This is a genomic window from Clostridium kluyveri DSM 555 (assembly GCF_000016505.1).
GTDB classification, from domain to species: Bacteria; Bacillota; Clostridia; order Clostridiales; family Clostridiaceae; genus Clostridium_B; species Clostridium_B kluyveri.
Genome location: NC_009706.1, coordinates 14321 through 40563, shown reverse-complemented (window position 1 = coordinate 40563; position 26243 = coordinate 14321). Strand labels below are relative to the sequence as shown.

Here is a 26243-nt window from a genome sequence, read left to right as displayed (position 1 = left end):
ACTAAGGAGATGCCACCCCAAAAGTCCTATATAATAATTCAAAGCTCCAAATAATAGTATGAATACACTTGTTAATACATAATAAGTCAGTTTAATACACCCACTCTCAAAAATATTTAATATGTTTGATTTATATTAAACTCTAAGCCTGTAACCTGCCCCCCACACTGTTTCTATGTATTGAGGCTTAGACGGATAAGGTTCTATCTTTTCACGTATCCTTCTTATATGTACTGTAACTGTGGCATTATCTCCCATAGAGCCAAGACCCCATATTTTTTCAAAAAGTTCTTCTCTATTGAATACTCTGTTGGGATTTTCCGCCATATAAAGTAAAATATCAAACTCTTTTTGGGCCAAAGTAATTTCCTTGCCATTTACAAAAACCTGTCTGGAATCCTTTAGTATTTCTAGTCCTCTTATTATTAATTTATTATGCTTTAAATTAAATTTACTTTTTATTCTTTCATAATTTTGAATATGTGATTTAACCCTTGCCACTAGTTCACCAGGACTAAAAGGCTTTGTAATATAATCATCTGCTCCTAAAGTGAATCCCTTAATTTTATCAATTTCCTCTTTTTTAGCAGAAACTAAAAGTACAGGAATGTCCTTCTTATCTTGTATACTACGCAAAATACTATAACCATTAATTTTAGGAAGCATTATATCTAGAATCAATAAATCAAATTTATTATTATTTAACGTATTTAGTCCTTTTACTCCTTCTGTACATATGGTAACTTCGAATCCTTCTAATTCAAGATAATCCTTTTGAAGTTCTGCTATACTTAAATCATCTTCAATTATTAAAATCTTTCTCATAAATAACCTCTTTCATATATTTGGTATTATATATTTAATTTGTTTTTTATATTGATTAAAGGAAAGATTGTCCTGATATAAATCTCTTAACTAACTTTTCCAATAGATATTAGTATACTTGTTCCTTTGAGTTCATTAGATACAGCCCATATCTTACCATTATGGCCTTCTACAATTTGTTTTGATATTGCAAGACCTAAACCACTTCCTGAAGCATTGCTTCTTGAAGAATCTCCTCTATAGAATTTATTAAATATTTTATTTACATCATTTTCATTAATGCCACATCCATTATCTTTTATCTCAATTATTATACTTGAAGCAGTTTCTCTGAGAAATATAATTATTTTTCCTTCTTCTTTATCCATGTATTTTCTGGAGTTATCAATTATATTTAATATAACCCTCATGAACCTCTCTTTATCTATCATAACATATTTTGAATTTTTCAAGTGATTTTGTAAGTTTATTTTTATGTTAAATTTATTAAGTTCTGGTTCATTTTCAAGAATACAGTAATTAAAATAATCCACAATATCTGTCCTTTCGTAGTTGAAGGGAATCTGTTTTAAATTTAACTTAGAATATAAAAGCAAATCATCTATCATATTGTCAATTTGTATTGTTTTTTTATGTATGGTTTTTAAATAATGTTCTAGTTTTTCAGGAGTGTTAGCTACACCGTCTAAAATTCCCTGAACATATCCTTCTATAGAAGTTATTGGAGTTTTTAAATCATGAGATATACTGGAAATAAGTAATTTTCTGTTATCATCATATTTCATTTTTGCATTAATTGAATCTTTCAATTTTATCCTCATCTGTTCAAAATCAGTACAAAGTTCTCTTATTTCTTTATCTCCCGTTTCTGCAATTTCAAAATTTAATTCTCCATCTCGTATTTTTGACATGGATTCTTTTAATAATGTTATGGGAGTCAATATTTTTTTTGAAAATATATACGATACAAGAATACTTGTTAGAACAGAGGAAATCAAAAATATAGCTAAAATGGCTATTATAAAGTTTTTCAAAACATCTGTTTCTTTTTTTATAGGAACTAAAAATATTACTTTTCCTTGCAGATCATCATTAAACTGAAGGGGAAAAGACTTTACAGAATAATGAATATTTCCTATGGTTACCAGATTTTTTGAAGACTTATTATTTGCCTCACTTAAGGAATTTTCTATATCCATTTTATCCATATTGTCAGAATAAAATATAATACTGTCATTTTTTATTATTATAATTTTACCATCTATAAGTGCAAGTTTTTGATTTAAAAACTTTTCAAATTCTGTACCTTTTATATTTTTAATATTAGATTTGGATATTTCTCTTACTGTATTCAATAATTCGGACCTTACGTATGCAGATTCTTTAAATTCATCATAGTTTATACTAGTATCAAAAAATTTTGAAGATAATGATACAAATATAATTGCAATTATGCTTGCAATTATAAAGGGAATTATTATTGTTAAAGTATTATAAAGAATCATTCGTCTTTTTATATCCATATAAATTCACACCTTAAAAATCTTTTTTGTCAAACATATAATAAGCTGTTGTAAATAATATTATAATATAACTTAACATCATTATAAAATTACGAAATATCTTTATAAATGGTATATTATCCATAAGCCACAAAGTGTGCCATCCCATAATGGATGTAAACAAAATTCCAGAATATGATGGAAAGAAAACAGCAAGTACTTTAAATAAAATAAACACTAGCACAGAAAGAAAAAATACAGCTATTCCACTTTTTAATATATTTGTAAACAGAACAATCATAAGGCATAGGATTATCATAGGTATCAAAGTTACCATGTATGAAATTATTATTTTAATAATGTTCTCCCAAGTAAAAGAATTAGCATTAAAAATTAGTCCTGATATTATAGAAAAAAACATTATAACCATCAAAGTTATAAATATAATTACAATTATTGCACTTATTTTTACAATAAAAAGCTTTAATCTTGAAACGGGTTTTGTTAAACATATTTTCATAGTATTATTAGAGAACTCACCAGAAAAACTATCAATAGTAATAAGAGCTATAAACAAGGGTAGCAGTGTGTTTATAAATACTGAGAGAACCAGCAAGGGAAACTCCGTACTAGAAACACCTTTAAGGCCAAAATTATTTCTTACCACTAAAATAAAAACTTGTCCAATTATAATAAATATTATGGACAGTACAGCTACTATTAAAACTTTTTTATTTTTATATAATTTTTCCAACTCATTTATTAGGGTTGCTTTAATTCCTGTCATTTCTATCTACCTCACTTATAAAATAATTTTCCAAGGAAGCATAATTATTCAATATATTTTTAGTAGTATCTACATTGATAAGATTTCCATTATACAAAACACCAATATGTGTACAAGTTAATTCGATATCATGTATTAGGTGACTAGAAATAAAAAAAGTAGTATTTTTATTTTCTGCTAAATTTTTTATTATGTTTCTTACATCAATCATCCCTTCCACATCCAAACCATTTAAAGGCTCATCCAAAATTACAATTTCAGGATCACATAGAATTGAAGATGCAATTCCAAGCCTTTGTTTCATTCCCAAAGAAAATTTTTCAGGTTTTTCATCTTTATATTTTAGAAGCCCTACCATATCTAAAACCTCTTCAATTTTAGTATCATCTATATTGTTGTAATATCTAGAAAATTGCCTTAAATTTTCAAAAGCTGTTAAATAGGAATAAGCTTCTGCATTTTCTATAATACACCCTACCTTATAAATAGCCTTTTCAAATTCCTCCAATATACTATAACCTAATATTTTCACATCTCCCCTATCTGGTTTTACAAGTCCCGTCATTATTTTCATGGCAGTGGTTTTTCCTGCACCGTTTGGCCCCAAAAAACCAAAAATCTGGCCTCTATATATATCTAAATCAACATTTTGTATACCCCTTCCATTTTTATATACTTTAGATAAATTAATTAATTCAATAACTTTTTCCATTTAAATTCCTCCTAAAATTTGGTCTTATTTATCCCAACACTGCCATTGCTAATACTCACATCTTCCTCAAAGTAAGAGATAAGTATTTCTCTATAGCAAACTCTACCTGAACCTTTGAATCACTTGATTTGGAAACAATTTGCCGGCAATATTCCGACAAATTGTTTTTAATATATATTTTATCCTAAGATTTAGTTTAATACTTTCCTATAGGTACCGTCTAATATTACATTTGGATTTTCATAGTTGCCAATATTAAAATATATACTTGCATTATTAGGCTGAATATAAATATCTCCAGATACCTTTTCATTGGATTCTGTTGTACCATTGAATTTACCACTAAAGTTATCTTGATTTTCACCTAAAGTCCCAGTAAATTTTACACTTTCATTACCATTTGCATAATTTTCATATTCCTTTAAATACTCTTTAGAGTAACTTCCAGTTATGGTCTTGTTATCTATTTTCTCAATGTTCACAATAGCTTCTCCTATTTTTGTAAATTTATCATCATCTTCTACTATAATATCTGATGTATATTTTCCTTCATATTTCTGAGGATTAGTTAACTTAGTATAATCTTTCTCTATATTCTTTACTACCTTTTCTTTAGATAAATCAGGTTTTGTTACAGTAGTTGAATTTATATCTCCTATTTTTACTAGAATCTCTAAAGTAACCTGATGCTCGGTACCAGTTTTATCCGTACCATTTAAAGTCCCAGAAGCTAAAATAGTTTTAATCAAACCATTTTTATCAGTAGTCATATTGCCTTTTATACCATTTACAAAAATATTTTTTGTTAGTTTAGGTATAACATCTTCGCTGTTATTTGTATTCCCATAGGAACTTTTAAACTGAAAAGATGTAAGAGCATTTATGAGAGTGGGAATTTGAGTATTATTTAAAGAGCCGGATATTTCTTTAGTTCCATCTTGCTTTTCAGTAACTGTTACTGAATCTTTTAAATTTCCTACAAGAGCATCTGCTATTTTTTCTATATCAGCCGCCTTATCTTCCTTAAAAGGATTTTCAAGCACACTACGATTTTTATCTTTCTCATTGGAATATTCAGTTAAATAGTACACATTTTCATTGGCATTGGGGCTTTTAGTTATATAACCACTTTTATCCCTATAAGAATAACTCTCTGTCTTAGTAGAACCTTTAATACTGGTATTTGTACTTTCCTCTGAATTTTTGGATATATCATACTTATTGATTAAACTCTCTGACATTATGGTATTTCCATTATCCTTTACCACGAAAGATGCATCTACGGTGAAGTTTGAAAGAGTGCTAGTACAATTTTCTGCAGTATATTTTAAAGAATCTTTTAATTGATCATAACCACTTTTAGATGCTACTTCGGCCATAGCAGTGGTGGCAAACATCATAATTCCCACTGTAAAACTTATTACCATAGCTGTTTTTTTCTTAAGCTTCATTTTTTCATCTCCTTTTTATATTTTATGGGGAAGTACTTCCTAATTATATTGTAAAATATGTATCTCTATTTTATCTAAACTAATTATAAACAAAATCTAAACTTTTTAAAGTGATAAATTAGCACTGCAATGAGCTTTTCTTTTTCAATAATTTATACATATGCCCCCTAAAAACGTAAAAATATTAAAATTGATTTTAAATATTATTTGTGTTAATATAATACCTGTAACATGCATCAGTAGCTCAGTTGGATAGAGCAGTTGGCTACGAACCAGCGTGCCGGGGGTTCAAGTCCTCTCTGATGCACCAGAAACCGTTGGAAACACTAAGTTTCAACGGTTATTATTTTGTTCATTTTTAGATAATTGTCCCCATTTTGTACCCAAAGTTTTCAATTGAACTGCTTTTAATGGTATATTATTTTCAAATAGACATGTAGCAAAAGTATGTCTTAAACTGTAAAATTTTTTTCCAGAGCTGCTACAGGATGGTGTAGATAGATTTGTAATTAATGCTGAAAATCTTTGGAAACAATTAGATAAACCTTAGGGAATATTTAACAAACGGTATAATAGAAAAGTTTATAATAATTTTATTGAAAGTATTGATTTTACTACACACGTCAAGTTAGGGCAATGGTGAATCGCAAGAAAAGACTATTAACTTTGGAAACAGCCAAACATTTATCAATGGCCACTGTATAGATGATAAATCAAGTCCAAATGTAAGAGAAAAAAGAAGCTTAATAAGAAATTATTTCATCCTTATGGAAAAGGCTTTAAGAGATTACGAACATTAGACATAGGTAAAACTGGCGCTTATTCTTTAAATATTTTCTATACTTTACTTATCTTATATAAGGTATTATAATATAATAAAAAATTCGTAGTATAAGCTTAAAATACGAGAAAAAAGGTGATTTTTGAGTGGTTATATATTGGAAAGATAAAGAGAGGAAAGACAAACCTGATCTTGAAATAAATGGAATAGAAAATAAACTGATAGTATTAAAAAAGCTTCTAAAAGATTCAAAAATTGTGGGTATACGCAGAGCCATTAATGATGTAATTAATCAGTATAAAAATGCTATAATTGAGTTTACAAGTATGTATAATACTTTAGATGAACAAATGCAACATCTTAGACGTGAAAATATGAAATTACAAGTTGAAAATGAAAACTTAAAAAGAGAGTTGGATAAGGGATATATACATAAAAGGCAAGGTGAAAAATTTGATTCTAAGCTTTTAGCTCAGAAAAACAACATACTTTATTGGAAAATTTTAGGAATATCTGATAATGAAATAGCTAGAAGGCTCAAGAAGGAAGAATATGGCAAAATAAATATAGGTGAAGGCGGTATACGACATTTTTTAAAAACTTTTTCTCAACCTTAATCAACGAGAAACAATAGTTAATGAGTTATGGTAGGGTAGATTGAAGGAAAACTTTGTTTTCCTTCGCACCCTCATCAAACCGTGCATGCGATTTTCCCGCACACGGCTTTCCGATATTCTTCTTTCTAAGGCATTACAACCCTAAGAAGAAAGTTTTCGTAATCCTATTTCACTGAGTTTATTCATTACCTCTTTTACACCTCTATGTCGGGGTCTACGTTGTTTCTTATTGTTGTACCAAATCGTAAACCTTTCTATAATATACCAATCTATTTTATTTAATTGCTTACCAGAATACTTTAGATTATAGTAATTCTTAAGTCCTACTATTTTCTTGTTCATTATCTGGACTAAATCATACATATCCATCTTCAAATTTGACCTGTTTCCAAGGACTTCTTTAATCTTTCTTCTCATATTTTTCATAGCCTTTTGATTAGGCACTTGTATTGTTGTATGATATCTCTGCCCTTTACCATTCTCCACAAGGCTACGCCTATGATGAAACCCGAGAAAATCAAATCCTTCTTTACCATCCCACATATTCACAAACCTTGTTTTATCAGGATGTAACTGTAATTCTAGTCTTTTGAAGATTTTCTTTACTGCATTATATGCATGGTATATTTCTTTCTTTGTTCTTGAGATAACAATAAAATCATCAGCAAACTTTACAAGCGTGCCAAGATGTTTATAGTATTTATCCCATACCACATCAAAATAATTTAGATATATATTTGAAAGCAATGGACTGATGGGTGATCCTTGCGGAGAGCCCATTTCACTTTCTTTATACTCTCCATCTTCCATTACCCCCACCTTTAACCATTTCATTATAAGTTTTAACATTCGTCTGTCTGATACCCTTTGTTTTATCAATATCATTAACTTATCGTGATTTATATTATCAAAATAACTTTTGATATCTGCATCAAGTACCCACCAACCTTTGTTATTACATTTCTTTCTTATAACGTCTAAGGCTTGATGTTGGTTGTGCTTGGGGCGAAAGCCATATGAATATTCCTTAAAATCTGCTTCAAATACAGGTTCAATAACTATTTTAGTTGCCATTTGCACAACTCTATCTTTAATTATTGGAATTCCCAATGGTCTTTTCTTACCGCCTTTCTTTGGGATGAATACTCTTTTCACCGGCTTAGGATGATAATTATTTTCTATTAATTTTTGTTGTATTTCTTTGAGAAATTTATTTTCTCCATACTTTATAACATCATCAATATGCATATCATCAATCCCACCGGAACCTTTATTGGCTTTCACTTGTTTCCATGCTTTTAATAGAATATCTTCTCTATAAACTTTGTCATATAGAGAGTGAAACTTCCGTTTCTTATTAGTTTTGGCACTTAGATATAGTTTTCTCTGAAGTTCTCGAACTTTGTCTATGGTGTTGTTAGCTTTCGCATTCACTCACTCTTACCTCCTTTGAAAACTTGAATAAAGTAGAGTTCCTTCCCTATATACAGTTTTGTTGTCTGCATAATTATTGGTACTATTAACTCCTCCGACTCCTTTTCTGCTGAAATGACAATTTCGCCATTAGCTTATATGCTTTCATTTTACGGCTATCGCCGTGCAGATGAAGGTCTCTCCAGTTCCGAACCATACTATAAATACATGTCGTTTCCTCTACACCGGAGGATTCTTCGATGGTGCTATCCAAGTTCTTCCCATCTTCCGTGGTTTTCACCCAATTTCGCAAGGCTCAACTCCCTCTTTTCCTCCTATCGGAGACCTTTTTAACGATGCGGCAGAATTCATTTTATATTACAACCTGCATTTTCGCTATCTCCCTTTCGGGATATATTACCTTCACGCTTCATGCCCAGTATTTCTACTGCACATGGTGATTGGCTACTAGGCTTCTTGGTAATTACCTAGACTGGACTTTCACCAGTAAGCATGGTCCAGCTTATCTGGACGCACCGACAATAAAAAAGAAATAATAAAGGAATTACTTCTTTCTTCATTTAATATTAGAGGTGGCATATACTGTCATCTTTTTTTGTTTTTAAGGGGAAATTTGGAAAATAATGTAGAGTGAGTTATTCTACATAAATAATTAAGAGGGAAAATATATGGGTAATGATATTCAAGAAAAAACTATAGATTAACTCAAAGAGCAATCTATGCCATTATCAAATAGAGTTTATAAATGTAAATGTGGAATGAATATAGATAGGGATATCAATTCTGCAATAAATATCCTTAATAGATATAAACAAAATCAACAATTGAATTATAAGAATATAAATAAAGTAACTACTCTATATTTTCAAAATGGAAAATTAGTTGCTTAATTTTAGAAGGGAAGTGGCAAAAGTACCGTCAGCTTGCGGTATGACATTATAGAGAAATGTTATTATGTACACTAATAGCAATATTGAGTGTATGAATTAAATCTATAATCTTTATGTATTTATTTAGGTTTTTATAGATTTTTTAAAGCTGATTAAATAATGAAGAATATAATAAACGTAACAAGCGGGAAAGGCAGCAGCACTGCATTTTTGATACTCGGAAAAGATAAAACAGCATTAATTGATTGCGGAATGGCATACTGCGCTTCTAGTCTTATAAGAAATATTCAGCAAGTGCTTAATGATGAAAGAAAGTTAGACTATATACTTCTTAGTCACTCCCATTACGATCATATTAGTGCAGTACCATACTTAAGAAAAGTATGGCCTGATGTTAAAGTAATGGCGGCAGAATATGCACAAAATATTTTAACTAAAAAAAGTGCTTTAAAAACAATTAAAGAACTAAACAATCAGTCTGTACTATATTATGGATCCAGCCAATTAATAGACTACGATGATACTTTAATGAAAGTAGATCATAAAATTTCAGAAGGAGACTCATTAAATTTAGGTAATACAAATATTGATGTATTAGAAACACCTGGTCATACAAAGTGTTCATTATCATTTCTAGTTAATAATGAGGTTATCTTTCCAAGCGAGACAACTGGATGTATGAGTAAATCAGGAAAAATTAATTCTGCATTTATAATCAGTTATAAACAAACAATAAACTCCATCAATAAATGCCAGAAAGCCAATCCACGATACATTATATCTCCTCACTTTGGCTTGGTTGATAAAAGTGAAACGCCTACATATTGGAAAAAATGTATTCAAGCTGCAAATAATACCAGGAATTTTGTACTTAAATTATTCTCATTAGGATTTGATCAAGATAAAATTTTTAAAGAATTTGAAAATTTTTTTAGAGATGAAGAGTACAAGTTATATCAACCAGATTATGCCTTTGAGATAAATAATCGAGCTATGATTAAATCAATAATTAATAATAGGTGAAAAAAATGATATTGTTAAAAATAAGCACTCGTCATCTAGGGTGCTTATTTTTGTTTTAGAAAATAAGTGTAAGATATGAAAGCAATTAATAATATATATGCTATAGAATATTAATTTCATAATTCTAACTTCAATATTTTTTATCAATTTCCTTATCCATAATTTTTGCTTCCTCCTTAGTACTAATGTGAGGCACTTCCTTTCTTAGTGTTTCAGTTACATGCTCCACCTGATTATATTGATGATTACTAACTGAAACATCTTCTAAAGTTACTGGCTGTTTGTATATATCAATACGTTCTTCACTAATAGGTATTCGAATAGTTTCAGTATGAACATCTGATTTATTATGAGATGGGGAATCAAAAACACTCTTTTCAATAACAAGTTCCTCCCGTTTCACAGGTACAGTAATATTTTTTTCTTCAGTTAAGAGTTCCTTGCGAATGGATACCTCACCAGTTTTCATTTTGTCCTTAGATATTTCCATTTGTTCCTTGCGAAGCTGCATATTTACACTACTGTCTACATTATGAGGAATCTTATTTGAAACCGTTTGAACACTTTCCATACTAGGCACATATTTGTTTAACATGCTCTATCCTCCTATATCAATAACTTAAAATTATCTTTTATTTACTCCTCGTATAATATAGTTAAAGTTAAATAACTTTAATTTACTTTATTTTTCTTTTCTATCTCATTGATCTTATGAGATAATATTTGTACAGATAGGGGTCGTAGTTTTCCTCCCTGAAGCGTTGTCTTCCTAAAATAGGGTTACGCCTCTTCTTTACATCTATATGCGAATGAGCTGGATAGTACCTAGTTACTGAATATCTAACGAGGTTGTATTGTTGTAAAGCACAGAGGTTCTAGTCTTTATCTGTTAATACTATAAAAGCTGGTGATTTTATGTTTTATGCTGGTATTGATATTGCTAAGAAAAACCACGAAGCTTCTATTATTGATTCTAATGGTAAGCTTTTGGATAAAAGTATTTCCTTTTCAAATTCTGAGTCTGGTAGCAATAAGCTTATTGCCTTACTTAATAAATTTGAAGCAGGTTCCTCCAATGTAATTATTGGAATGGAAGCTACTGGTCATTATTGGCTTAGTCTTTATTCTTATTTACTGGAGCTCGGATTTACTGTTTATGTTATTAACCCTATCCAATCAGAAGCATTCAGAAAAATGTATATTAGACAAACTAAGAATGATTCTAAAGATTCTTTTATCATAGCTCAAATCATGCGTTTCGGTGAGTTTTCAACTACTTCTTTAGCTGATGAAGATATTATGGCTTTACGCCAACTTTCTCGCTATCGTTTTTCTTTAGTAGATGAATGCTCAGACTGGAAACGTAAGTGTATTGCATTGTTAGATCAGGTTTTCCATGAGTACTCAAAACTTTTCTCTGATACTTTTGGAGTTACATCTAGAGAGTTACTATCTAACTATCCTACTCCTGAGGATATACTTTCTATAGATACCGATACTCTTTCTAAGCTTTTATCTGAAGCAAGTAGAGGTCGCTTTGGTATCTCTAAAGCTTCCGAAATACAAGAGTCCGCTTCTAATACTTTTGGTGTTAGTTTTGCAAAGGATGCCTTTGCTTTTCAAATTAAACAAATTATTGCCCAAATTAATTTTATCGAAGAGCAGTTAAAAGAACTTGAAAATGAGATATCTACTTTACTCCATAGAACTAACCAAGTTATCACTACAATAACTGGTATTGGTGATGTTCTTGGTGCTGTTATCATTGGGGAAATTGGTGATATTTCACGTTTTGAATCTGCACCACAATTAGTTGCCTACGCTGGTCTAGATGCTTCTGTAAAGCAATCTGGCGACTTTGTCGGAACACAAACCAAAATATCTAAACGAGGTTCTCCTTATCTTCGTAGAGCAATTTGGCTTGCTGCTACTGTTGCAGCTTTTAAAGATCCAGCACTATCTTTGTATTATCAGGCTTTAAGGGCACGTGGCAAACATCATTTAACAGCTATAGGTGCTGTTGCAAGAAAAATGTGTAATATTATCTTTGCTGTACTTACAAATGACAAACCCTATGTTCCAAATATTCTTTAAGGTTACAAATATTTGTCCTTATACCTAACCTAAATCAGCCTAATTTTCTCATTTCTAATCTAGGCTTATTTGTTTTGCCTAATTTTACATAAGAATTTATGGTAGGTTCTGTCAAGGAGCTCTTTCTCCCTTGACGGGTTCTAACAGAAATTCTATAATCACAAAGGCAAAATAAATTCGATTTACTATTGACTTTTAATAGCTGGTCTATTTTCATAGAATTCTATTATTTATAAGCAAATAGTTCTAATGCTTACCCCATCATATCTAACATAGTAAATATTTATATCTCCACATATGGTTTTTTAATACAAAATGATTTTTCAATTTTCTACTGATTTCTTGTAGATGGTCTAAAAAACACCCCATAAATCTGACATATAATTTGAGAGGTGTTTTTTAATTTATTTTATGAATTTCTTAACGTAAGCCATTATCTGTATTGTCATCCACTATATCCGCATTACCATTCGTGTTTATACGAGCTTCTTCTCTTTTTAGTTTCTCATCTACTCGCCTTGTTTCTCCAACTTCACGTTTATGGGCAGATACTTCTCCAGTCACCACAGTATGTTTATCCACGTTGACCTGTTCTTCACTGACCGGAATACGTATTGTTTCCTTATCATCAATAGGCGTATCGCTGGTTTGATTATCTACTGCTCTTCTTTCGATAACAACTTCTTCATGAGTAACTGGAACATCAACCGTTTTTTGTTCTTCAACAATTTCTTTACTTAGTTCAACTTCACCTTTTCTAATCTTGTTTTTGTTTATATCAAGCTCTTCCTTATGAAGTGTAAGTCTTCCTTCATCTTCACTTTTCTTATTATCATTGTTATTTCCCAAAACATTGTTAAATAAACCCATAATAAGCATTACCTCCTATAAGTACATATTTTCAATTCATTAATATTTTATCCTTGCTGAAGTAATATATCCTTTGTGAAATATGGAGCTAAAGTAAATGGTTTACAACCAATAAATGTAATTTTTGTTTAATATACGAGCATCATCCCATCAAAAAATGCAAAAATCGCATATTCTGAACATAAAGATATTGTAAATTTCATATTTTTATCGTAATTTCTTCACAAATTTATCACATACTGTTCCTATAGATTTAGAAACAATTATAGATGGAACTTGCTTAGATTTTACTTTATATAATTTGCATGCATAAGGAAACTTTATATCCCATGTAATGTAATAATATTTACATTTATAGCATTGTATTTTTTTACTGTTCATTTTATGATATTTCCTCGTTTCTTCACCTAATCTTTAAATCTTATAATTTAGGAGATATAAGTACATTGTTTTACTTCTTTTTATTTCTTAAAAACTTATTTCTAAAGTTGTTTTAAAATTTCAGTTAATGGAATATTGTGGATAATGTGAATAACCTGTGGATAATTTATAAAAATATAGCATAAAATAATAGATTAAGTTCTTAATTTATAGTTTTTGTGTTTATTTTACTACAATTATACTGTATTCTATTAACTCCTTATTGAAACTAAACATAATTATATTGTAATATATTGTTTTTTACCACATATGAAGAACTTATTATTTTCCCATACTGTTGTATACAGCTAATGCATCGGTAATATTATACTGTTCCGAATGGTGATCCCCTTTCGCGCCAGCTGAAATCAGAATATACTCTTGTCTACCTACTTTGGCAAGACTCGCAAGGCATAGACCAACTTCATCGGTATATCCAGTTTTTCCTCCTAAAATTTCCCCATCAATAATGTTTTGATTGTCGAGTTCTTCAAACATAGTACTGTAAAAGGTTATACCATCAGGGTGCTTATTCGTGGGTTGTGTTGAATGACGGGACGAAGTAAAAATATCCCTGAAAGTATCATTTTGCAATGCATAGCTTAGAAGAACAGCCAAATTCTCGACTGTTGTGTAATGATTTTCATTATGAATCCCTGTCACATTTTCAAAATGAGTGTTATCCATACCAAGATCTGCCGCCTTTTGATTCATCATCTTTACGAATCCCTGCTCTGAACCCGCAATTTGATTTGCAAGCCCAATACAAGACTCTGCACCGCTTGGAAGCAGTGCTCCATATAAAAGGTCAATAGCACTTACCTTCTCACCCGGCTGAAAACCTGTCATTGATGCATCTGCTTCGTACAGCCTCTGAAATGTAGAATTGGTAAGTCTTATTTCTTCCTTCAGATTAGGTAAATTTTCTATTGCAACAATGGCTGTCATAATTTTAGTCAAAGAAGCAGGATAGATTTTTTCTTCGCTATTTTTTTGCATTAGGATAGCATGATCTTTTAAACGGATCAGAATCACATTGGGGCTGTTCAACTTATCAGGAGATATAGAGACAGTTGAATCCGGTTCTATCTTAAAAATATGTTGATTTTCTGGGGTAATGATAAATTTATAAACACTAGCTGTAATGACAGCGATCAATAGAAATGTTACAAATATGAATATTTCTAAGCTTTCCTTTTTTACTTTTCGTACCATAATAAAACAGCTCCTCATTCTGTACTGATATTATTTAACCATAGAAAAAAGAGCTATGTTGGAATTCCATCTTATGAACTTCTTAAGATTTTCTTATCTCGGTATCTAGAGTTTCACTGTGACATATATGTTCTTTGTGACACTACTGCATCTTAATAGTTGTAAAAATAGGAATAAAACTTATTAAGAAGAAAATCACCATATCTTAAGGTTTTATTAAGACATTTCTTTTTTAAATATGCTATTATAAACAAGTTAATTACAGCGGGGGTGAATTTAATGTTTATTATTATAGTGTCGATTACATGTTTTATTAGTACTTTGCCATTCTTGATTCCATACCATATACTACTGACCTCTCAAAGCAAAAAGATTGGCTATAAACTGTCAATTGGACATATTATAATCGTATATATCTTTGTGTACTACCTTACTGTTGTTCTAAGTTTTACTGGTATTCCTTCAATAAGTGATATTGTTGATAACAGCTTTGGAATAATAACCCCAAAGGGGTTCGATTTTCCACTGGGTGAGATTAATCTGATTCCATTTCGTTGGATTACAGAGGGTGTTCGCCCATACATAGAAAATATATTGCTTTTTATACCTCTTGGATTTATGCTTCCATGTATTTGGAAAAAATATGAAGTGTTATGGAAAACAACATTATCCGGTATTACATTATCTCTTATAATAGAATTAAGTCAATTGTTCAATAGAAGAATAACGGATATTGATGATTTACTGATGAATGCTCTCGGAGCGTTAATCGGATGGGTATTTTTTAGGCTGCTGAAAGAATATTTATCAAAACTACAATACAAACTTTCTGTCCAAAATACCAATATCGAAAGAATTCCCTTGCTCCTTTGTGAAGAGGCACGTTTTTATATGGCCAGCGCATTCGCCGGTATGCTCTTTGTGTTTTACCCATTTTTAATATCTTCACTGCAATTCGTACTTAAAATTAAAGTTAATATATAAATTGTATATTACGAATTGCAGAAGATTTTTATTTACAAGAAGACAGGCTATCTGACTTAAGCAGATAACCTGTCCTTTTCTTGCTTTTGTGGAAGTACGACAGTAAAGACTGTCTTTTCTGTATTACTTTGCACGAAAATATTGCCTCCATGCGCGTTTACGATTTCTTTGGCAATAGCCAGTCCAAGCCCGGCACCGCCTGTATTAGTAGAACGAGATGTGTCCAGCCGAAAAAATTTCTCAAATATCGTTTCCAGTTTTTCTGGTGGGATAGGATTACCTTGATTCGTAAAAGTTATAATAATATTTTTGTCCTGCTGCTTAGCAGAAATGTCAATGATGCTGTTTTCATAGCTATAGGCTATCGCATTTTTCAGAATGTTATTGAACACACGGGCCATTTTGTCTGCATCTCCCCACAGAGTGAGTCCGTCAGGCACATTGACAGACACCTGCTTTTCCTGTGGAGTCAGTATTGGATAGAATTCATCCGCCATCTGCTGGAGCATAAACAGTAAATTGATTTTTACTTTATTCAAAACAATCGTTTGAAGATTAAATCTTGTGATCTCAAAAAACTCATTTATAAGCTGCTCTAATCGATAAGCTTTTTCCAAGGTAATACTCACATATTTTGCCTTCTGTTCTGGAGGCATATCAGGAGCTTCATCCAGAAGACTTAAGTATCCTATAACGGAGGTCAGAGGTGTCTTTATATCATGAGCCAGGTAAACTACCAAATCATTCTTGCGCTGCTCGGCATCAAGAGCAGCTTTTTCTTGCTTTTCCAAGTTGTTTTTTATCTGATTAAGCTTATTTTCCATGAAATCCAATTCCGGTGATAATGTAATCTTTTCATCGAATTCTTCAGCAAGTTTATCCATTCCTGCGCTGACCTCGTCGAAATATTTGGTAAACCAAGAAACAGAAAATCGAAAAAGGATAACTAAAAATATTAGGATTACAACAAAAAGGATCATGTCCATATTGTTGCGAATAACCAACTGATAGATTGTCTGTGCTTCCGAATTTTTAAAATGAAAAGCGTTGACTAAAAATCGAACGATACGATTTCCGATCTGTCCACGCAGGATATGGCGCAATAGATAAACAGTCACAGCGGCGGCAACTGTAATCATAAGCATTTGAAAAAATACTTTCCTTTTTAATTTCGTATAATCATTCCTTCTTTTATCTCTCTTACTTTTCAATTTTATAGCCAACCCCCCATACCGTTTTGATATATTTAGGGTGTTCTGCGCTGCCGTGCATTTTTTCTCTTAGATGTCTTATATGAACCATTACAGTATTATTGCTGTTAGTAAAATACTTATCTCCCCATACCTCATGGAACAATTCTTCCGAACTTACCACCCGTCCGCGATTGGAGCAAAGGACCCAAAGAATTGAAAACTCTTTAGGAGTGAGAGATATCTTTTTCTCATTTAGCGTACATTCATGGGTATCCATGTCCAATATCAATCCGGAAAAGGCAATCAAGTGTTCTTCCTGGTTTGGCTCCACAGAATTATATTTGGTAAATCTCCGGAGCTGCGCCTTGACACGGGCAACAAGCTCCAAAGGCCGAAACGGTTTTGTTATGTAATCATCCGCACCTAGTGTCAATCCGGTAATTTTATCAATTTCTTCTTCTTTAGCAGTCAGCATAATAACAGGGAAATTATGATTTTCCCTGATTCTCTGGCAGAGAGTAAAGCCATCTATATCCGGCAGCATGACATCAAGTATCGCAAGCTCTAACTGTTCCGACTCAACACACCGGAACGCATCTTGACCGTTATAAGATTTGTATATTGTAAAACCTTCATTTTTTAAATAAACTTCAATTAGGTCCGCTATAGGTTGCTCATCGTCTACAACCAAAATATTCATACTCATAAGTTCTATCCCTTCTTCCTGATTAAACACTCATTATTATTATAGTACTTTTTTACAATTTACAATTTGAAAAAAATGTAAAAATCAGTCGGCTTCGAAATTGTGCAACCGTTTTCTATGCACCTACGCCTTTATCCACTACCGTGCAGGGGGGATTAACAAAATGTGAGCTACTAGGCTCAGAATGGCATAAAATTAAAAGTCCCGAAAAATACAAAAATGTAATACAAGCATTATTAGGTCATATAGACGTAAACACCACAAGAAAACCTTATGTACATGTATCTGAGGCAAAGAAAAAAGAAGTTGCCAACTTACTGGATAACTTCTTAGATTGATTGCTTCTATATTTACTACTTGAAACTCAAATTTCCTAAATCCTTGATTTTAAGCCATTTTTGAAGCTTAACGCATCTTAATAAATACTATGGCGGAGAAAGAGGGATTTGAACCCTCGCGCCGGTTTCCCGACCTACACCCTTAGCAGGGGCGCCTCTTCGGCCACTTGAGTATTTCTCCATGTCCTACCATTTAAATATATTAGTGGCGGAAAGAAAGGGATTCGAACCCTTGGTACGGTCACCCGTACGCCGGTTTTCAAGACCGGTGCCTTAAACCAACTCGACCATCTTTCCACAGTTATCTTTAAGTTATAATAAACTCTATTGATTAATGCTGCATGACATTTTTTCTTTCGTTCACCTTAAATACTATAACATGAAGTTTTTTAGCTGTCAATAGACTTTCCATTAAAAATAAGGAAAAGTTTTATACCCTCAAGTCATTTTCAGGTTCAGATGAAATTTACTCACAATAAGTGCCTTCTCCACCTGAACCTTAGAGGAATTTATTCAGTATATAACACTGCTTATCTCCATTTTGATGAAGCTAGGGTGTAAACTAACTACCCCTTTAGGTAAATTCAATTTTTATGAAAAACTATTTTATTACTTCTCTTCCACCCATGTATGGTTTTAATATTTCAGGAATCAATACACTTCCATCATCCTGTTGATAATTCTCTAAAATAGCTGCTACAGTTCTTCCTATAGCCACTCCAGAACCATTTAATGTATGAATATATTTGGGTTTATCTTTTGGAGTCTCCTTGTATTTAATATTAACTCGTCTTGCTTGAAAATCTTCAAAATTACTACAACTTGATATTTCTACATATCTATTGTAACTTGGCATCCAAACCTCTATATCATACTTAAGGGCAGCTGTAAATCCAAGATCCCCTTTACATATCTTAACTACTCTATAGGGAATTTTTAATCCTTTAATTACATCTTCTGCATCATTAGTTAATTTCTCAAGTTCATCATAAGATTGTTCAGGTTTTGCAAATTTAACGAGTTCAACCTTGTTGAATTGATGCTGTCTTATAATTCCTCTAGTATCTCTTCCTGCTGAACCTGCTTCAGCTCTAAAACATGCACTATATGCAACATATTTTATTGGAAGATCTTCTCCTTTTAATACTTCATTTCTATAAAAATTAGTTACTGGCACTTCTGCCGTTGGAATTAAGAAAAAATCATTATTTGCTACCCTAAAAGCATCTTCTTCAAACTTTGGAAGTTGTCCTGTACCAATCATGCTGGTTCTGTTTACCATATAAGGTGGTAATATCTCTTCATATCCGTGTTTTTCAGTATGAAAATCCAAATAATAAGATACAATAGCTCTTTCAAGTCTTGCCCCTAACCCCCTATAAAAAGTAAACCTAGAACCTGCTACTTTTCCTCCTCTTTCAAAATCAAGTATATTAAGATTCGTACCTATATCCCAATGAGCTTTAGGTTGAAATTTAAATTTAGTAGGCTCCATCCATCGTCTAATTTCTACATTATCTTCATCCAGCTTTCCTTCTGGAACTGCTGGATTTGGAATATTAGGTATTCTAAGCATTATGTACTCTATTTTATCATTTATTTCTGATAGTTGAATATCGTATTGTTTTATATTGTCTGAAACTTGCTTCATTTCTACAACTAAAGTATCTGCATTTCCACCAGCTCTTTTTATCTTAGCTATTTCTCCAGAATCTTGATTTCTTTTATTTTTTAAAGCTTCTACTTCAACTAAAATTTTTCTTCTTTTTTCATCTAAAGATACTACTTTATCAATAATTGACAGTTCAAAATCTTCTCCCCTATTTAAAAGTTGTTTCTTTATTTCTTCTGGATTATTTCTTATCCTTTTTAAATCTAACATAGTTAATCCTCCTTAGTTTATGCATAATTTCTATTTTTCTATTCAAAACAAATGGAGCCTTATACCTCTCAAGGACCAAAGACTCCGTGTTGACACTCCAATTAACCAATAACCAATTAATGATTATTCTTAAAGATTATAACGATATAATATGATTTATTAATATTTCAAAGACAAATTAACAATATCATTATATCAACTTACACCAAAACACTGACTCCCTTAAATATTATATAAAGCTAATAATCTATTTATCAGTTGATTTTATTTTTAGATTACACAAAATTAGTCTAATATTGATATATAACTACATATCCATCATTTATTATAACCAACATGTAGAAAATAATAAAGTAAAAACTAAAAATTTATTACTTTCTTTTATCAATACTTTTAGTGCAGATTATATCAACTCCAGTATTTAATATATTCTTACAAATTATATCTCCCATTTTTATAGGTGCTCCAACATGTATTCTACTTAAAACCTTTGAACATTCTACCCATAAATTCTTATTTAAAGGTCTGGAGCTCTTTACTGGTACTACATTATAATTTGAACCCTTTATTCTAACAATAGTGGTAAATATGCCACATTCACTGTAAATATTTAATTTGGTGAGATTGTCCTTTTTACCATATAAATGATTATTGATTTTTAAATCATCATTTATATCAAATTTTTCATTACACTCACTACAAATTACTTCTTTAATCAATTTATAATTCCTCCTGATTACATCTCGTCAAATTCTTTTATTCTGCCCAATATGATATTAGAATCTTTAGAATCCTTGAGTATATCTGTCATATCTTTGTTTATCTCCCTGGCCAAAATTGATGCAACTTTAGAAAGGCATTGAGATCCTTTACAATTTCCAAAAGTAGCATTTGTCCTTCGCCTTATTCCCTCTATAGTACGTGCTCCAAGAGGTCTTCTTATGGAATCTATGATTTCACCTTCTGTTATTTTTTTACAATAACATATTATTTTTCCATACTTTTTATTCAAATTTATTATATTTTGTCTGTCTATATTTAAAAGATCCCTAAATTTATAGATTTCTCTTCTCTTATCTATAAAATCTTTTTTTAAGACGCAGTTTAAATTACTAACTATAGTTTCACATACTATAGTTGTAATTGCCGGAGTCATAGTAACTTGACCATAATGTTTTCCAAATATTTTAATATAGCCTTTATCAATTAAACTATCATCTATAATTAAAAAATCATCATAAAATGTAGATTCATAAAATGGTATGATATTCTTCTCTGATACATTTTTTATAAAATATTTAATCTTTCTTAATCCCTCTTCATTACTTATTTTCCTATTGTTCTTTAAAACTATTAACATCCCATTTTCTTTAGTAGGAATAGTATATATTTTTTCATCATTTTCTCCCATAACAGATATGATATTTTTATATGCTTTAGATGAGTTTTCTTCCAAAAGGAAATATTTTAAATACTTCTTTTTTTTATTAAATTTATTTTCCTTATCTATCCTATAACTTTCTCTTGGAGTAGTATTTACAACCATATTACAAGTAAATTTATTCTTATTAGTTATTACTCTAAATCCTTTAGATATATTTTTTATATCTAAGACTTCTTCTCCTAATTTAAAATTCACACCATTATCGAAAGCAATCTCACCATATGAAATTGCTAAGTCATATGGTGAAATAACTGCTGTATTTTTAGAATAGATAGCCTTTCTTATATTTTTATTTAAACTTGGTTCTAAATTATATATATCTTTAGAATTATTGAGTAAATATATATTTTCTATACCCCTATTTAACGCTGTATCGTACATCTTAACTAATTTCTCTTCGCTCTTTCTACTATCTGCTAATAATAAATATCCTTTTTTTTTAAAGAATATATTAAACTTAGAGGCAAGTTCCGGCATGATTTTATTTCCCATGAGTTCTAATTTTGATAATAGAGTATCCTCGCACTCTAATCCATCATAAACTATAGAAGAATCTATTAAAGCTACGTCATCTGCTATATCATAATCTTTTTCAATCAATGCTATATTTAAGTTATATTTTGAAAGTTCATATGAAACCGCACATCCTACTATTCCACCGCCTAATATAAGTACATCATAATCCATATTAAATCTTCCCTTCAACAAAAACAAGATTATTCAATTTTACATCTTTTATTTTTGTAACGAATCTATTATATCACCAAGTTTTTTAATATTTTCTCCATACTTTGACCAATCCCCATTTTTCTGAGCTTCCAATGCCTGTTCATACAAACTTTTTGCCTCTTTTAACTTTTCTGCATTAATATCATAAGAAGGTGTTTCTATTTGAGATTCATTGGAATTTTCCTGATTATAATCTTGCTTATAACTAAATATCTGCTGCAGTGCATCATCTATACTTTCAGCTAATACCATTTTATCGCTATAAGATACTATAACTCTTTTCATCTCTGGTATACCTTCTTTTCCACTAGCTCTTAAATACATAGGCTCCACATAAACAAGAGATTGATTAATAGGAACTATTATGGTGTCACCAAATTGAACTTCAGAACCATCTTTATTCCAAAGAGATAACTGACTAGATATTGTAGTATCTTGATTTAGCTTTTGTTTAAATAAATAAGGACTATATACAGTTTTTTCTGCAGGAAATTTATAGAGAACCATCTTCCCGTAATTTTCCCCATCCATCCTAGCTCCAAATAACGCTACCATATTATCTTTATCTCTCATGTTAAAATACTGTAATAATATCATTTCCTCTTTCTGCTCATTTGGAAGTTTCATAACCATATATGAAGATTCCATTGAATATTTTTCCCCACTGACTTGCTTTTGATTTTTAGCTACTTCCCATAGATCTTCACCACTATAAAATACTCCAGGATCTGTTACATGATACTTCCCAAGTACACTACATTGAATATTAAATAAATCTTTTGGATATTTAAAATGTTGAACTATATCCGATGGTAATTTATTTATATCTTTAAATAAATCTGGAAATATCTTGGCATAACTCTGTACTATAGGATCACTCTTATCCATTATATAGAAATTAACATTTCCATTTTCAGCATCTACAGTAACTTTTACAGAATTTCTTATATAATTTAAATTATTTTGTGGTTGTGCGAAAGGATACCTATCTGAAACAGTATATCCATCTAATATCCAATAAAGTTTACCACCACTCATAACTATATAAGGATCCGAATCATAATTCAAAAATGGTGCGATTTTACTTACTCTATCCTTTATACTTCTATTTATTAATATTTTACTTTCTTTTAATATGTCACGAGATAAAAGAAAGTTTATATCTTTTTGATTTATTGCAAACAATATTCTATTAATGAAGCCTAATTTTATCCCTGCACTACCATCATAATTATTAGTTGCATTTTCACTTCCCTTTGGATAATCAAACTCCTTTAATTTGGTATCAACTATAGCATAATCATCAGTTTTTTCACCAAAATATATTCTTGCATTATCAAGCTTTATATCTGTAGAATTTTGAGGCGGCATATCTTTTATGACAAAATTAGGTTGTCCTTCTGAAGTTACAGAATTAACTTTATTCATTACTATACCATAACCATGGGTATATATAAGATGTCTATTTTGCCAGGTATTAGGATCTATAGCTTTAGTATTTATTTCTCTGGTACCTATAAATATCTGATTAAATTTTCCATTTATATTATATCTATCCACATCAATATTATTAAATTTATAATAATATCTTATTATTTGAACCTGATTGTAAAATTCTAAAGTAGGCTCAAAAGAATTTATCCTTATATTATTTATTGTATCCATATTGTTATCTATATCCTGTGAAGTTAAATTATCTTTAACTTGAAAAGGATTAGCATCAATATTTTCAATATTAAACGCTTTACGAGTATAATCAATATTATATTTTATATAAGGTTGCTCTAATGTTTTTTGATTAGATTTTACAATAAAATTTTGAACTACAGTATAAGACAAACTTTTAATTAGAATTAAGGCTACTATTACAGTTATGGATACTATTATAGGTTTAACTTTACTTACAAGTATACTTATAAATATAATTACAGCTGAAATAATTGATGCTGCTGCTATTATTTTATATAATAATAAACTTACATGAGCATCTGTATAGCCTGCACCAAAAGTTACACCTTTTTGGCTATATACAAGTCCAATACATTTTAAAATATATCCTATGGATACACAAATCATTACAAGTGCAGCTAAAACTGCCAACTGTTTCCCAGCAAACCTAGTTATCCCACTATTTAAAATATCTATTTTACCAGAATCTTTTTTAAAATTTCTCCATATTACTTTATCTTTGACACTTAATGTAAAATAGGTAACTAGAGTTATCAATCCTAAAAAAATTATTAGACTTAAAATCATACTATGTAAGGATTGTATAAGTGGCAATTTAAATATATAAAAAGATACATCTAAATTTAAAATTGGATCTTTAATATTAAAAGGAACAGAATTATTAAATTGTAAAATTCTATACCAATAAGTCGCTGCAAATGCATAAGAAAATAAAAATGACACAATTAAATTTACAATAATAAATATCCTTTTTTCATTTTTAACTTTATCATTATTTACTTCAAAAGCCCTTCTATACTTTATAATACTTAACCTTAGACTTCTCCAATAAAGTACTATACTTATATAAATTATTATAAATAAAGGTATCATAAGTTTACATATAGCTATAAGTTTTGTAAAATAAACCGTTAAATATCCCACTTCCTTATACCATTCTACATTGATTATAAAATCTACAATTTTATTTAAAAATAAAATACATACAAATAAAATTACTATTAAACTACTCCACAGCATTTTCCTTTTCACAAATATCACCTCTTTTATAAATGTAATCAATATAATTTAATCATAGATTATATAATTTTTATTTTTTAATTCACCTTTTATATTTTCAAGTATATCATAATTTTCTGCCACTATAGTATGTAAATGAACTCCTCCTGTTAATATAAGCAGAGGTTCTGCTTTATGTTCTTTCACCTTATTCATAAAATTTTCTATATCATATAAGGTCTTTATCATAAGCATGGCTTTTATTTCTCCATAAATAGAATGTTCCACTATTACATCTTGAACTTTACCACCAAATTTAACTATAGCTTTAAGCTCATCCTCTATTTCAGTAGTTTTATGAGAAACTGCTATTACCTGTTTTACTAAGTTTTTTTCAGATTTTGGAATTAAATATCCCTCTGGAGTTGCTATTATATCTGTACCTTCAGCTCTTAGAATAGCTATATCTTTAACTATTATCTGTCTGGTAACACCTAACTTTTGGGATAAAATATGACCTTTTTGAGGCATATCATTTTTCTCTAAAATTTCTCTAATATATATTCTTCTTTCCTTAGAATTCATTATAACCTCCAATACTACACTCTAAAATATAAATAATGATGTTACTTATATTCTAACATTATATACTAAAAACTTAAATACTTTTCCATATATGAACAATTTATTTAATTATATCAAACGATTCCTAAGTAAGGCCAAAGTCTATCTACTATAGCTTAATTTTTTTTATCATAAAATCTAAGTATATTTAATCCCAAATTATTGTATATTTCAAAATTATGATGATGCTCTACTAGATAAAGTAATTCTTTATCACATTTTATTCTTTCCAATAATTCTCTTCCAATTCTACCATGATTATAATAAACATTTATTTTTTCATTTTTAAAAAACCTTTTTATATTTCCTTTAGATATGCTATTCAGTAATACTATTACAGATTTATCTATCAAATTCAATTTTTTATATGTCTTGCCTATGTCGTGAAGAAGTGCCGCTTTCAATAATAAATCCATGTCAATTTTATTATTTTCTTTACAAAAAAATTTTATATCATATGCCACTCTTATAGAATGTTTCTGTTCTTGTATAGATAATTTACTAAATAATTCTAATTCTTTTACATTCAAAATATTTGTTACAAATTTAATATCATCTTCATTAACCTTAGACGTAATAGCCCAATAAAATTGTTTTATTCTATAAAATATATGTGTTCATCTCCCTTCAAATGCAGAGTAAACGGTATCTATTAAAAATTAAGATATAAAGAAAAGAACTACATTTACTATGTAGTTCTTTTCTTGGTGGAGATAAAGAGATTCGAACTCTTGACCCTCTGCGTGCAAGGCAGATGCTCTCCCAGCTGAGCTATACCCCCATATGGTGGACCTTCAGGGACTCGAACCCCGGACCAACCGGTTATGAGCCGATTGCTCTAACCAACTGAGCTAAAGATCCTTATTCTTTATCCGGCAGCGACCTGCTCTCCCACAGGGCCTCCCCTGCAGTACCATGGGCACTGTGGAACTTAACCTTCCTGTTCGAAATGGTAAGGGGTGTTGCCTCCACGTTATTGCCACCAGATTTATATTATTCTTTTCAGGAGTTTTATCCCCTCAAAATTGCACAGT

Annotated in this window: 22 protein-coding genes, 5 tRNA genes, 1 rRNA gene and 1 pseudogene; 7 read left to right on the top strand and 22 right to left on the bottom strand. The window is 30.3% G+C overall.

Annotation, left to right across the window (positions count from 1 at the left end):
- Nucleotides 1-135: 135 nt before the first annotated feature.
- The 5 genes from CKL_RS00190 to CKL_RS00170 all read right to left on the bottom strand — a co-directional run bounded on the left by CKL_RS00190 (nucleotide 136) and on the right by CKL_RS00170 (nucleotide 5277).
- Nucleotides 136-825: a response regulator transcription factor gene (locus tag CKL_RS00190; RefSeq protein WP_011988644.1), complete on the bottom strand. Its 690-nt coding sequence runs from the start codon at nucleotides 823-825 to the stop codon at nucleotides 136-138.
- Nucleotides 826-911: 86 nt separating this feature from the next.
- Complete coding sequence (locus tag CKL_RS00185) at nucleotides 912-2348, bottom strand: HAMP domain-containing sensor histidine kinase (RefSeq protein ID WP_011988643.1); 1437 nt, start codon at nucleotides 2346-2348, stop codon at nucleotides 912-914.
- A gap of 13 nt (nucleotides 2349-2361) precedes the next feature.
- Nucleotides 2362-3114 (bottom strand): ABC transporter permease, encoded by a 753-nt coding sequence (locus tag CKL_RS00180; RefSeq protein WP_011988642.1) that lies wholly within the window; start codon nucleotides 3112-3114, stop codon nucleotides 2362-2364.
- Nucleotides 3101-3826: an ABC transporter ATP-binding protein gene (locus tag CKL_RS00175; RefSeq protein WP_011988641.1), complete on the bottom strand. Its 726-nt coding sequence runs from the start codon at nucleotides 3824-3826 to the stop codon at nucleotides 3101-3103. Before CKL_RS00175 ends, CKL_RS00180 begins: the two co-directional genes overlap by 14 nt.
- 191 nt (nucleotides 3827-4017) lie before the next feature.
- Nucleotides 4018-5277: a hypothetical protein gene (locus CKL_RS00170; protein ID WP_011988640.1), complete on the bottom strand. Its 1260-nt coding sequence runs from the start codon at nucleotides 5275-5277 to the stop codon at nucleotides 4018-4020.
- A gap of 233 nt (nucleotides 5278-5510) precedes the next feature.
- On the opposite strand from CKL_RS00170, the gene CKL_RS00165 reads away from it, so the two are divergent.
- Nucleotides 5511-5587: transfer RNA gene (locus CKL_RS00165), tRNA-Arg, on the top strand.
- 617 nt (nucleotides 5588-6204) lie between these two features.
- Complete coding sequence (locus tag CKL_RS00160) at nucleotides 6205-6675, top strand: hypothetical protein (protein ID WP_011988639.1); 471 nt, start codon at nucleotides 6205-6207, stop codon at nucleotides 6673-6675.
- Nucleotides 6676-6816: 141 nt separating this feature from the next.
- On the opposite strand, the gene ltrA is transcribed toward CKL_RS00160, so the two are convergent.
- On the bottom strand, nucleotides 6817-8109 hold the full coding sequence (gene ltrA, locus CKL_RS00155) for a group II intron reverse transcriptase/maturase (RefSeq protein WP_011988638.1): 1293 nt from the start codon (nucleotides 8107-8109) through the stop codon (nucleotides 6817-6819).
- A gap of 719 nt (nucleotides 8110-8828) precedes the next feature.
- On the opposite strand from ltrA, the gene CKL_RS21120 reads away from it, so the two are divergent.
- On the top strand, nucleotides 8829-8999 hold the full coding sequence (locus CKL_RS21120) for a zinc ribbon domain-containing protein (RefSeq protein ID WP_011988637.1): 171 nt from the start codon (nucleotides 8829-8831) through the stop codon (nucleotides 8997-8999).
- A gap of 159 nt (nucleotides 9000-9158) precedes the next feature.
- Nucleotides 9159-10022 (top strand): MBL fold metallo-hydrolase, encoded by an 864-nt coding sequence (locus tag CKL_RS00145; RefSeq protein WP_011988636.1) that lies wholly within the window; start codon nucleotides 9159-9161, stop codon nucleotides 10020-10022.
- A 130-nt stretch (nucleotides 10023-10152) separates the two neighbouring features.
- On the opposite strand, the pseudogene CKL_RS00140 reads toward CKL_RS00145, so the two are convergent.
- Nucleotides 10153-10560, bottom strand: a pseudogene (locus tag CKL_RS00140) (YsnF/AvaK domain-containing protein); the annotation flags it as partial.
- Nucleotides 10561-10937: 377 nt separating this feature from the next.
- Between CKL_RS00140 and CKL_RS00135 the strand changes: the two are divergent.
- Nucleotides 10938-12116 (top strand): IS110 family RNA-guided transposase, encoded by a 1179-nt coding sequence (locus CKL_RS00135; RefSeq protein WP_011988634.1) that lies wholly within the window; start codon nucleotides 10938-10940, stop codon nucleotides 12114-12116.
- 420 nt (nucleotides 12117-12536) lie between these two features.
- Here the strand turns inward: CKL_RS00135 and CKL_RS00130 are convergent, their stop codons facing one another.
- Both CKL_RS00130 and CKL_RS00120 read right to left on the bottom strand, forming a co-directional pair.
- Nucleotides 12537-12986: a YsnF/AvaK domain-containing protein gene (locus CKL_RS00130; RefSeq protein ID WP_011988633.1), complete on the bottom strand. Its 450-nt coding sequence runs from the start codon at nucleotides 12984-12986 to the stop codon at nucleotides 12537-12539.
- Between the two features lie 702 nt (nucleotides 12987-13688).
- On the bottom strand, nucleotides 13689-14621 hold the full coding sequence (locus CKL_RS00120) for a D-alanyl-D-alanine carboxypeptidase family protein (RefSeq protein WP_011988631.1): 933 nt from the start codon (nucleotides 14619-14621) through the stop codon (nucleotides 13689-13691).
- A gap of 279 nt (nucleotides 14622-14900) precedes the next feature.
- On the opposite strand from CKL_RS00120, the gene CKL_RS00115 reads away from it, so the two are divergent.
- A complete protein-coding gene (locus tag CKL_RS00115; protein ID WP_011988630.1) occupies nucleotides 14901-15605 on the top strand; it encodes a VanZ family protein in 705 nt (234 codons plus the stop codon).
- Nucleotides 15606-15661: 56 nt separating this feature from the next.
- On the opposite strand, the gene vanS is transcribed toward CKL_RS00115, so the two are convergent.
- Both vanS and vanR read right to left on the bottom strand, forming a co-directional pair.
- Nucleotides 15662-16828 (bottom strand): vancomycin resistance histidine kinase VanS, encoded by a 1167-nt coding sequence (gene vanS, locus CKL_RS00110; RefSeq protein WP_012620025.1) that lies wholly within the window; start codon nucleotides 16826-16828, stop codon nucleotides 15662-15664.
- Nucleotides 16806-17504, bottom strand: coding sequence for a VanR-ABDEGLN family response regulator transcription factor (gene vanR / locus CKL_RS00105; RefSeq protein ID WP_011988628.1), 699 nt, complete (start codon nucleotides 17502-17504; stop codon nucleotides 16806-16808). The genes vanS and vanR overlap by 23 nt, the downstream gene beginning before the upstream one ends.
- A 143-nt stretch (nucleotides 17505-17647) precedes the next feature.
- On the opposite strand from vanR, the gene CKL_RS20190 reads away from it, so the two are divergent.
- A complete protein-coding gene (locus CKL_RS20190) occupies nucleotides 17648-17842 on the top strand; it encodes a recombinase-like protein (protein WP_011988627.1) in 195 nt (64 codons plus the stop codon).
- A gap of 90 nt (nucleotides 17843-17932) precedes the next feature.
- Here CKL_RS20190 and CKL_RS00100 read toward each other — a convergent pair.
- From CKL_RS00100 to rrf, 11 genes are all read right to left on the bottom strand, one after another.
- Nucleotides 17933-18023: transfer RNA gene (locus CKL_RS00100), tRNA-Ser, on the bottom strand.
- Nucleotides 18024-18048: 25 nt separating this feature from the next.
- A tRNA-Ser gene (locus tag CKL_RS00095) sits at nucleotides 18049-18139 on the bottom strand.
- 304 nt (nucleotides 18140-18443) lie between these two features.
- Nucleotides 18444-19724, bottom strand: a complete 1281-nt coding sequence (gene serS / locus CKL_RS00090; protein ID WP_011988626.1) for a serine--tRNA ligase — start codon at nucleotides 19722-19724, stop codon at nucleotides 18444-18446.
- A gap of 371 nt (nucleotides 19725-20095) precedes the next feature.
- Nucleotides 20096-20443 (bottom strand): DUF1667 domain-containing protein, encoded by a 348-nt coding sequence (locus tag CKL_RS00085; RefSeq protein WP_011988625.1) that lies wholly within the window; start codon nucleotides 20441-20443, stop codon nucleotides 20096-20098.
- A gap of 17 nt (nucleotides 20444-20460) precedes the next feature.
- Entirely contained in the window at nucleotides 20461-21855 is a 1395-nt protein-coding gene (locus CKL_RS00080; protein WP_011988624.1) for an NAD(P)/FAD-dependent oxidoreductase, read from the bottom strand.
- Nucleotides 21856-21903: 48 nt separating this feature from the next.
- Complete coding sequence (locus CKL_RS00075; protein ID WP_011988623.1) at nucleotides 21904-24618, bottom strand: UPF0182 family protein; 2715 nt, start codon at nucleotides 24616-24618, stop codon at nucleotides 21904-21906.
- A 36-nt stretch (nucleotides 24619-24654) separates the two neighbouring features.
- Entirely contained in the window at nucleotides 24655-25170 is a 516-nt protein-coding gene (locus CKL_RS00070; RefSeq protein ID WP_011988622.1) for a transcription repressor NadR, read from the bottom strand.
- Nucleotides 25171-25325: 155 nt separating this feature from the next.
- Nucleotides 25326-25739, bottom strand: a complete 414-nt coding sequence (locus CKL_RS00065) for an HDIG domain-containing metalloprotein (protein WP_011988621.1) — start codon at nucleotides 25737-25739, stop codon at nucleotides 25326-25328.
- Between the two features lie 175 nt (nucleotides 25740-25914).
- A tRNA-Ala gene (locus CKL_RS00060) sits at nucleotides 25915-25990 on the bottom strand.
- Between the two features lie 3 nt (nucleotides 25991-25993).
- Nucleotides 25994-26070 (bottom strand) — tRNA-Ile (locus CKL_RS00055).
- A 9-nt stretch (nucleotides 26071-26079) separates the two neighbouring features.
- Nucleotides 26080-26196, bottom strand: a 5S ribosomal RNA gene (rrf, locus tag CKL_RS00050).
- Nucleotides 26197-26243 lie beyond the last annotated feature (47 nt).

Excerpts from the sequence above, each read along its gene's own strand:
- CKL_RS00190 (WP_011988644.1), bottom strand. The coding sequence starts at position 825 with ATGAGAAAGATTTTAATAATTGAAGATGATTTAAGTATAGCAGAACTT.
- CKL_RS00185 (WP_011988643.1), bottom strand. The coding sequence starts at position 2,348 with ATGGATATAAAAAGACGAATGATTCTTTATAATACTTTAACAATAATA.
- CKL_RS00180 (WP_011988642.1), bottom strand. The coding sequence starts at position 3,114 with ATGACAGGAATTAAAGCAACCCTAATAAATGAGTTGGAAAAATTATAT.
- CKL_RS00175 (WP_011988641.1), bottom strand. The coding sequence starts at position 3,826 with ATGGAAAAAGTTATTGAATTAATTAATTTATCTAAAGTATATAAAAAT.
- CKL_RS00170 (WP_011988640.1), bottom strand. The coding sequence starts at position 5,277 with ATGAAGCTTAAGAAAAAAACAGCTATGGTAATAAGTTTTACAGTGGGA.
- CKL_RS21120 (WP_011988637.1), top strand. The coding sequence starts at position 8,829 with ATGCCATTATCAAATAGAGTTTATAAATGTAAATGTGGAATGAATATA.
- CKL_RS00145 (WP_011988636.1), top strand. The coding sequence starts at position 9,159 with ATGAAGAATATAATAAACGTAACAAGCGGGAAAGGCAGCAGCACTGCA.
- CKL_RS00135 (WP_011988634.1), top strand. The coding sequence starts at position 10,938 with ATGTTTTATGCTGGTATTGATATTGCTAAGAAAAACCACGAAGCTTCT.
- CKL_RS00130 (WP_011988633.1), bottom strand. The coding sequence starts at position 12,986 with ATGGGTTTATTTAACAATGTTTTGGGAAATAACAATGATAATAAGAAA.
- CKL_RS00120 (WP_011988631.1), bottom strand. The coding sequence starts at position 14,621 with ATGGTACGAAAAGTAAAAAAGGAAAGCTTAGAAATATTCATATTTGTA.
- CKL_RS00115 (WP_011988630.1), top strand. The coding sequence starts at position 14,901 with ATGTTTATTATTATAGTGTCGATTACATGTTTTATTAGTACTTTGCCA.
- vanR (WP_011988628.1), bottom strand. The coding sequence starts at position 17,504 with ATGAGTATGAATATTTTGGTTGTAGACGATGAGCAACCTATAGCGGAC.
- serS (WP_011988626.1), bottom strand. The coding sequence starts at position 19,724 with ATGTTAGATTTAAAAAGGATAAGAAATAATCCAGAAGAAATAAAGAAA.
- CKL_RS00080 (WP_011988624.1), bottom strand. The coding sequence starts at position 21,855 with ATGGATTATGATGTACTTATATTAGGCGGTGGAATAGTAGGATGTGCG.
- CKL_RS00070 (WP_011988622.1), bottom strand. The coding sequence starts at position 25,170 with ATGAATTCTAAGGAAAGAAGAATATATATTAGAGAAATTTTAGAGAAA.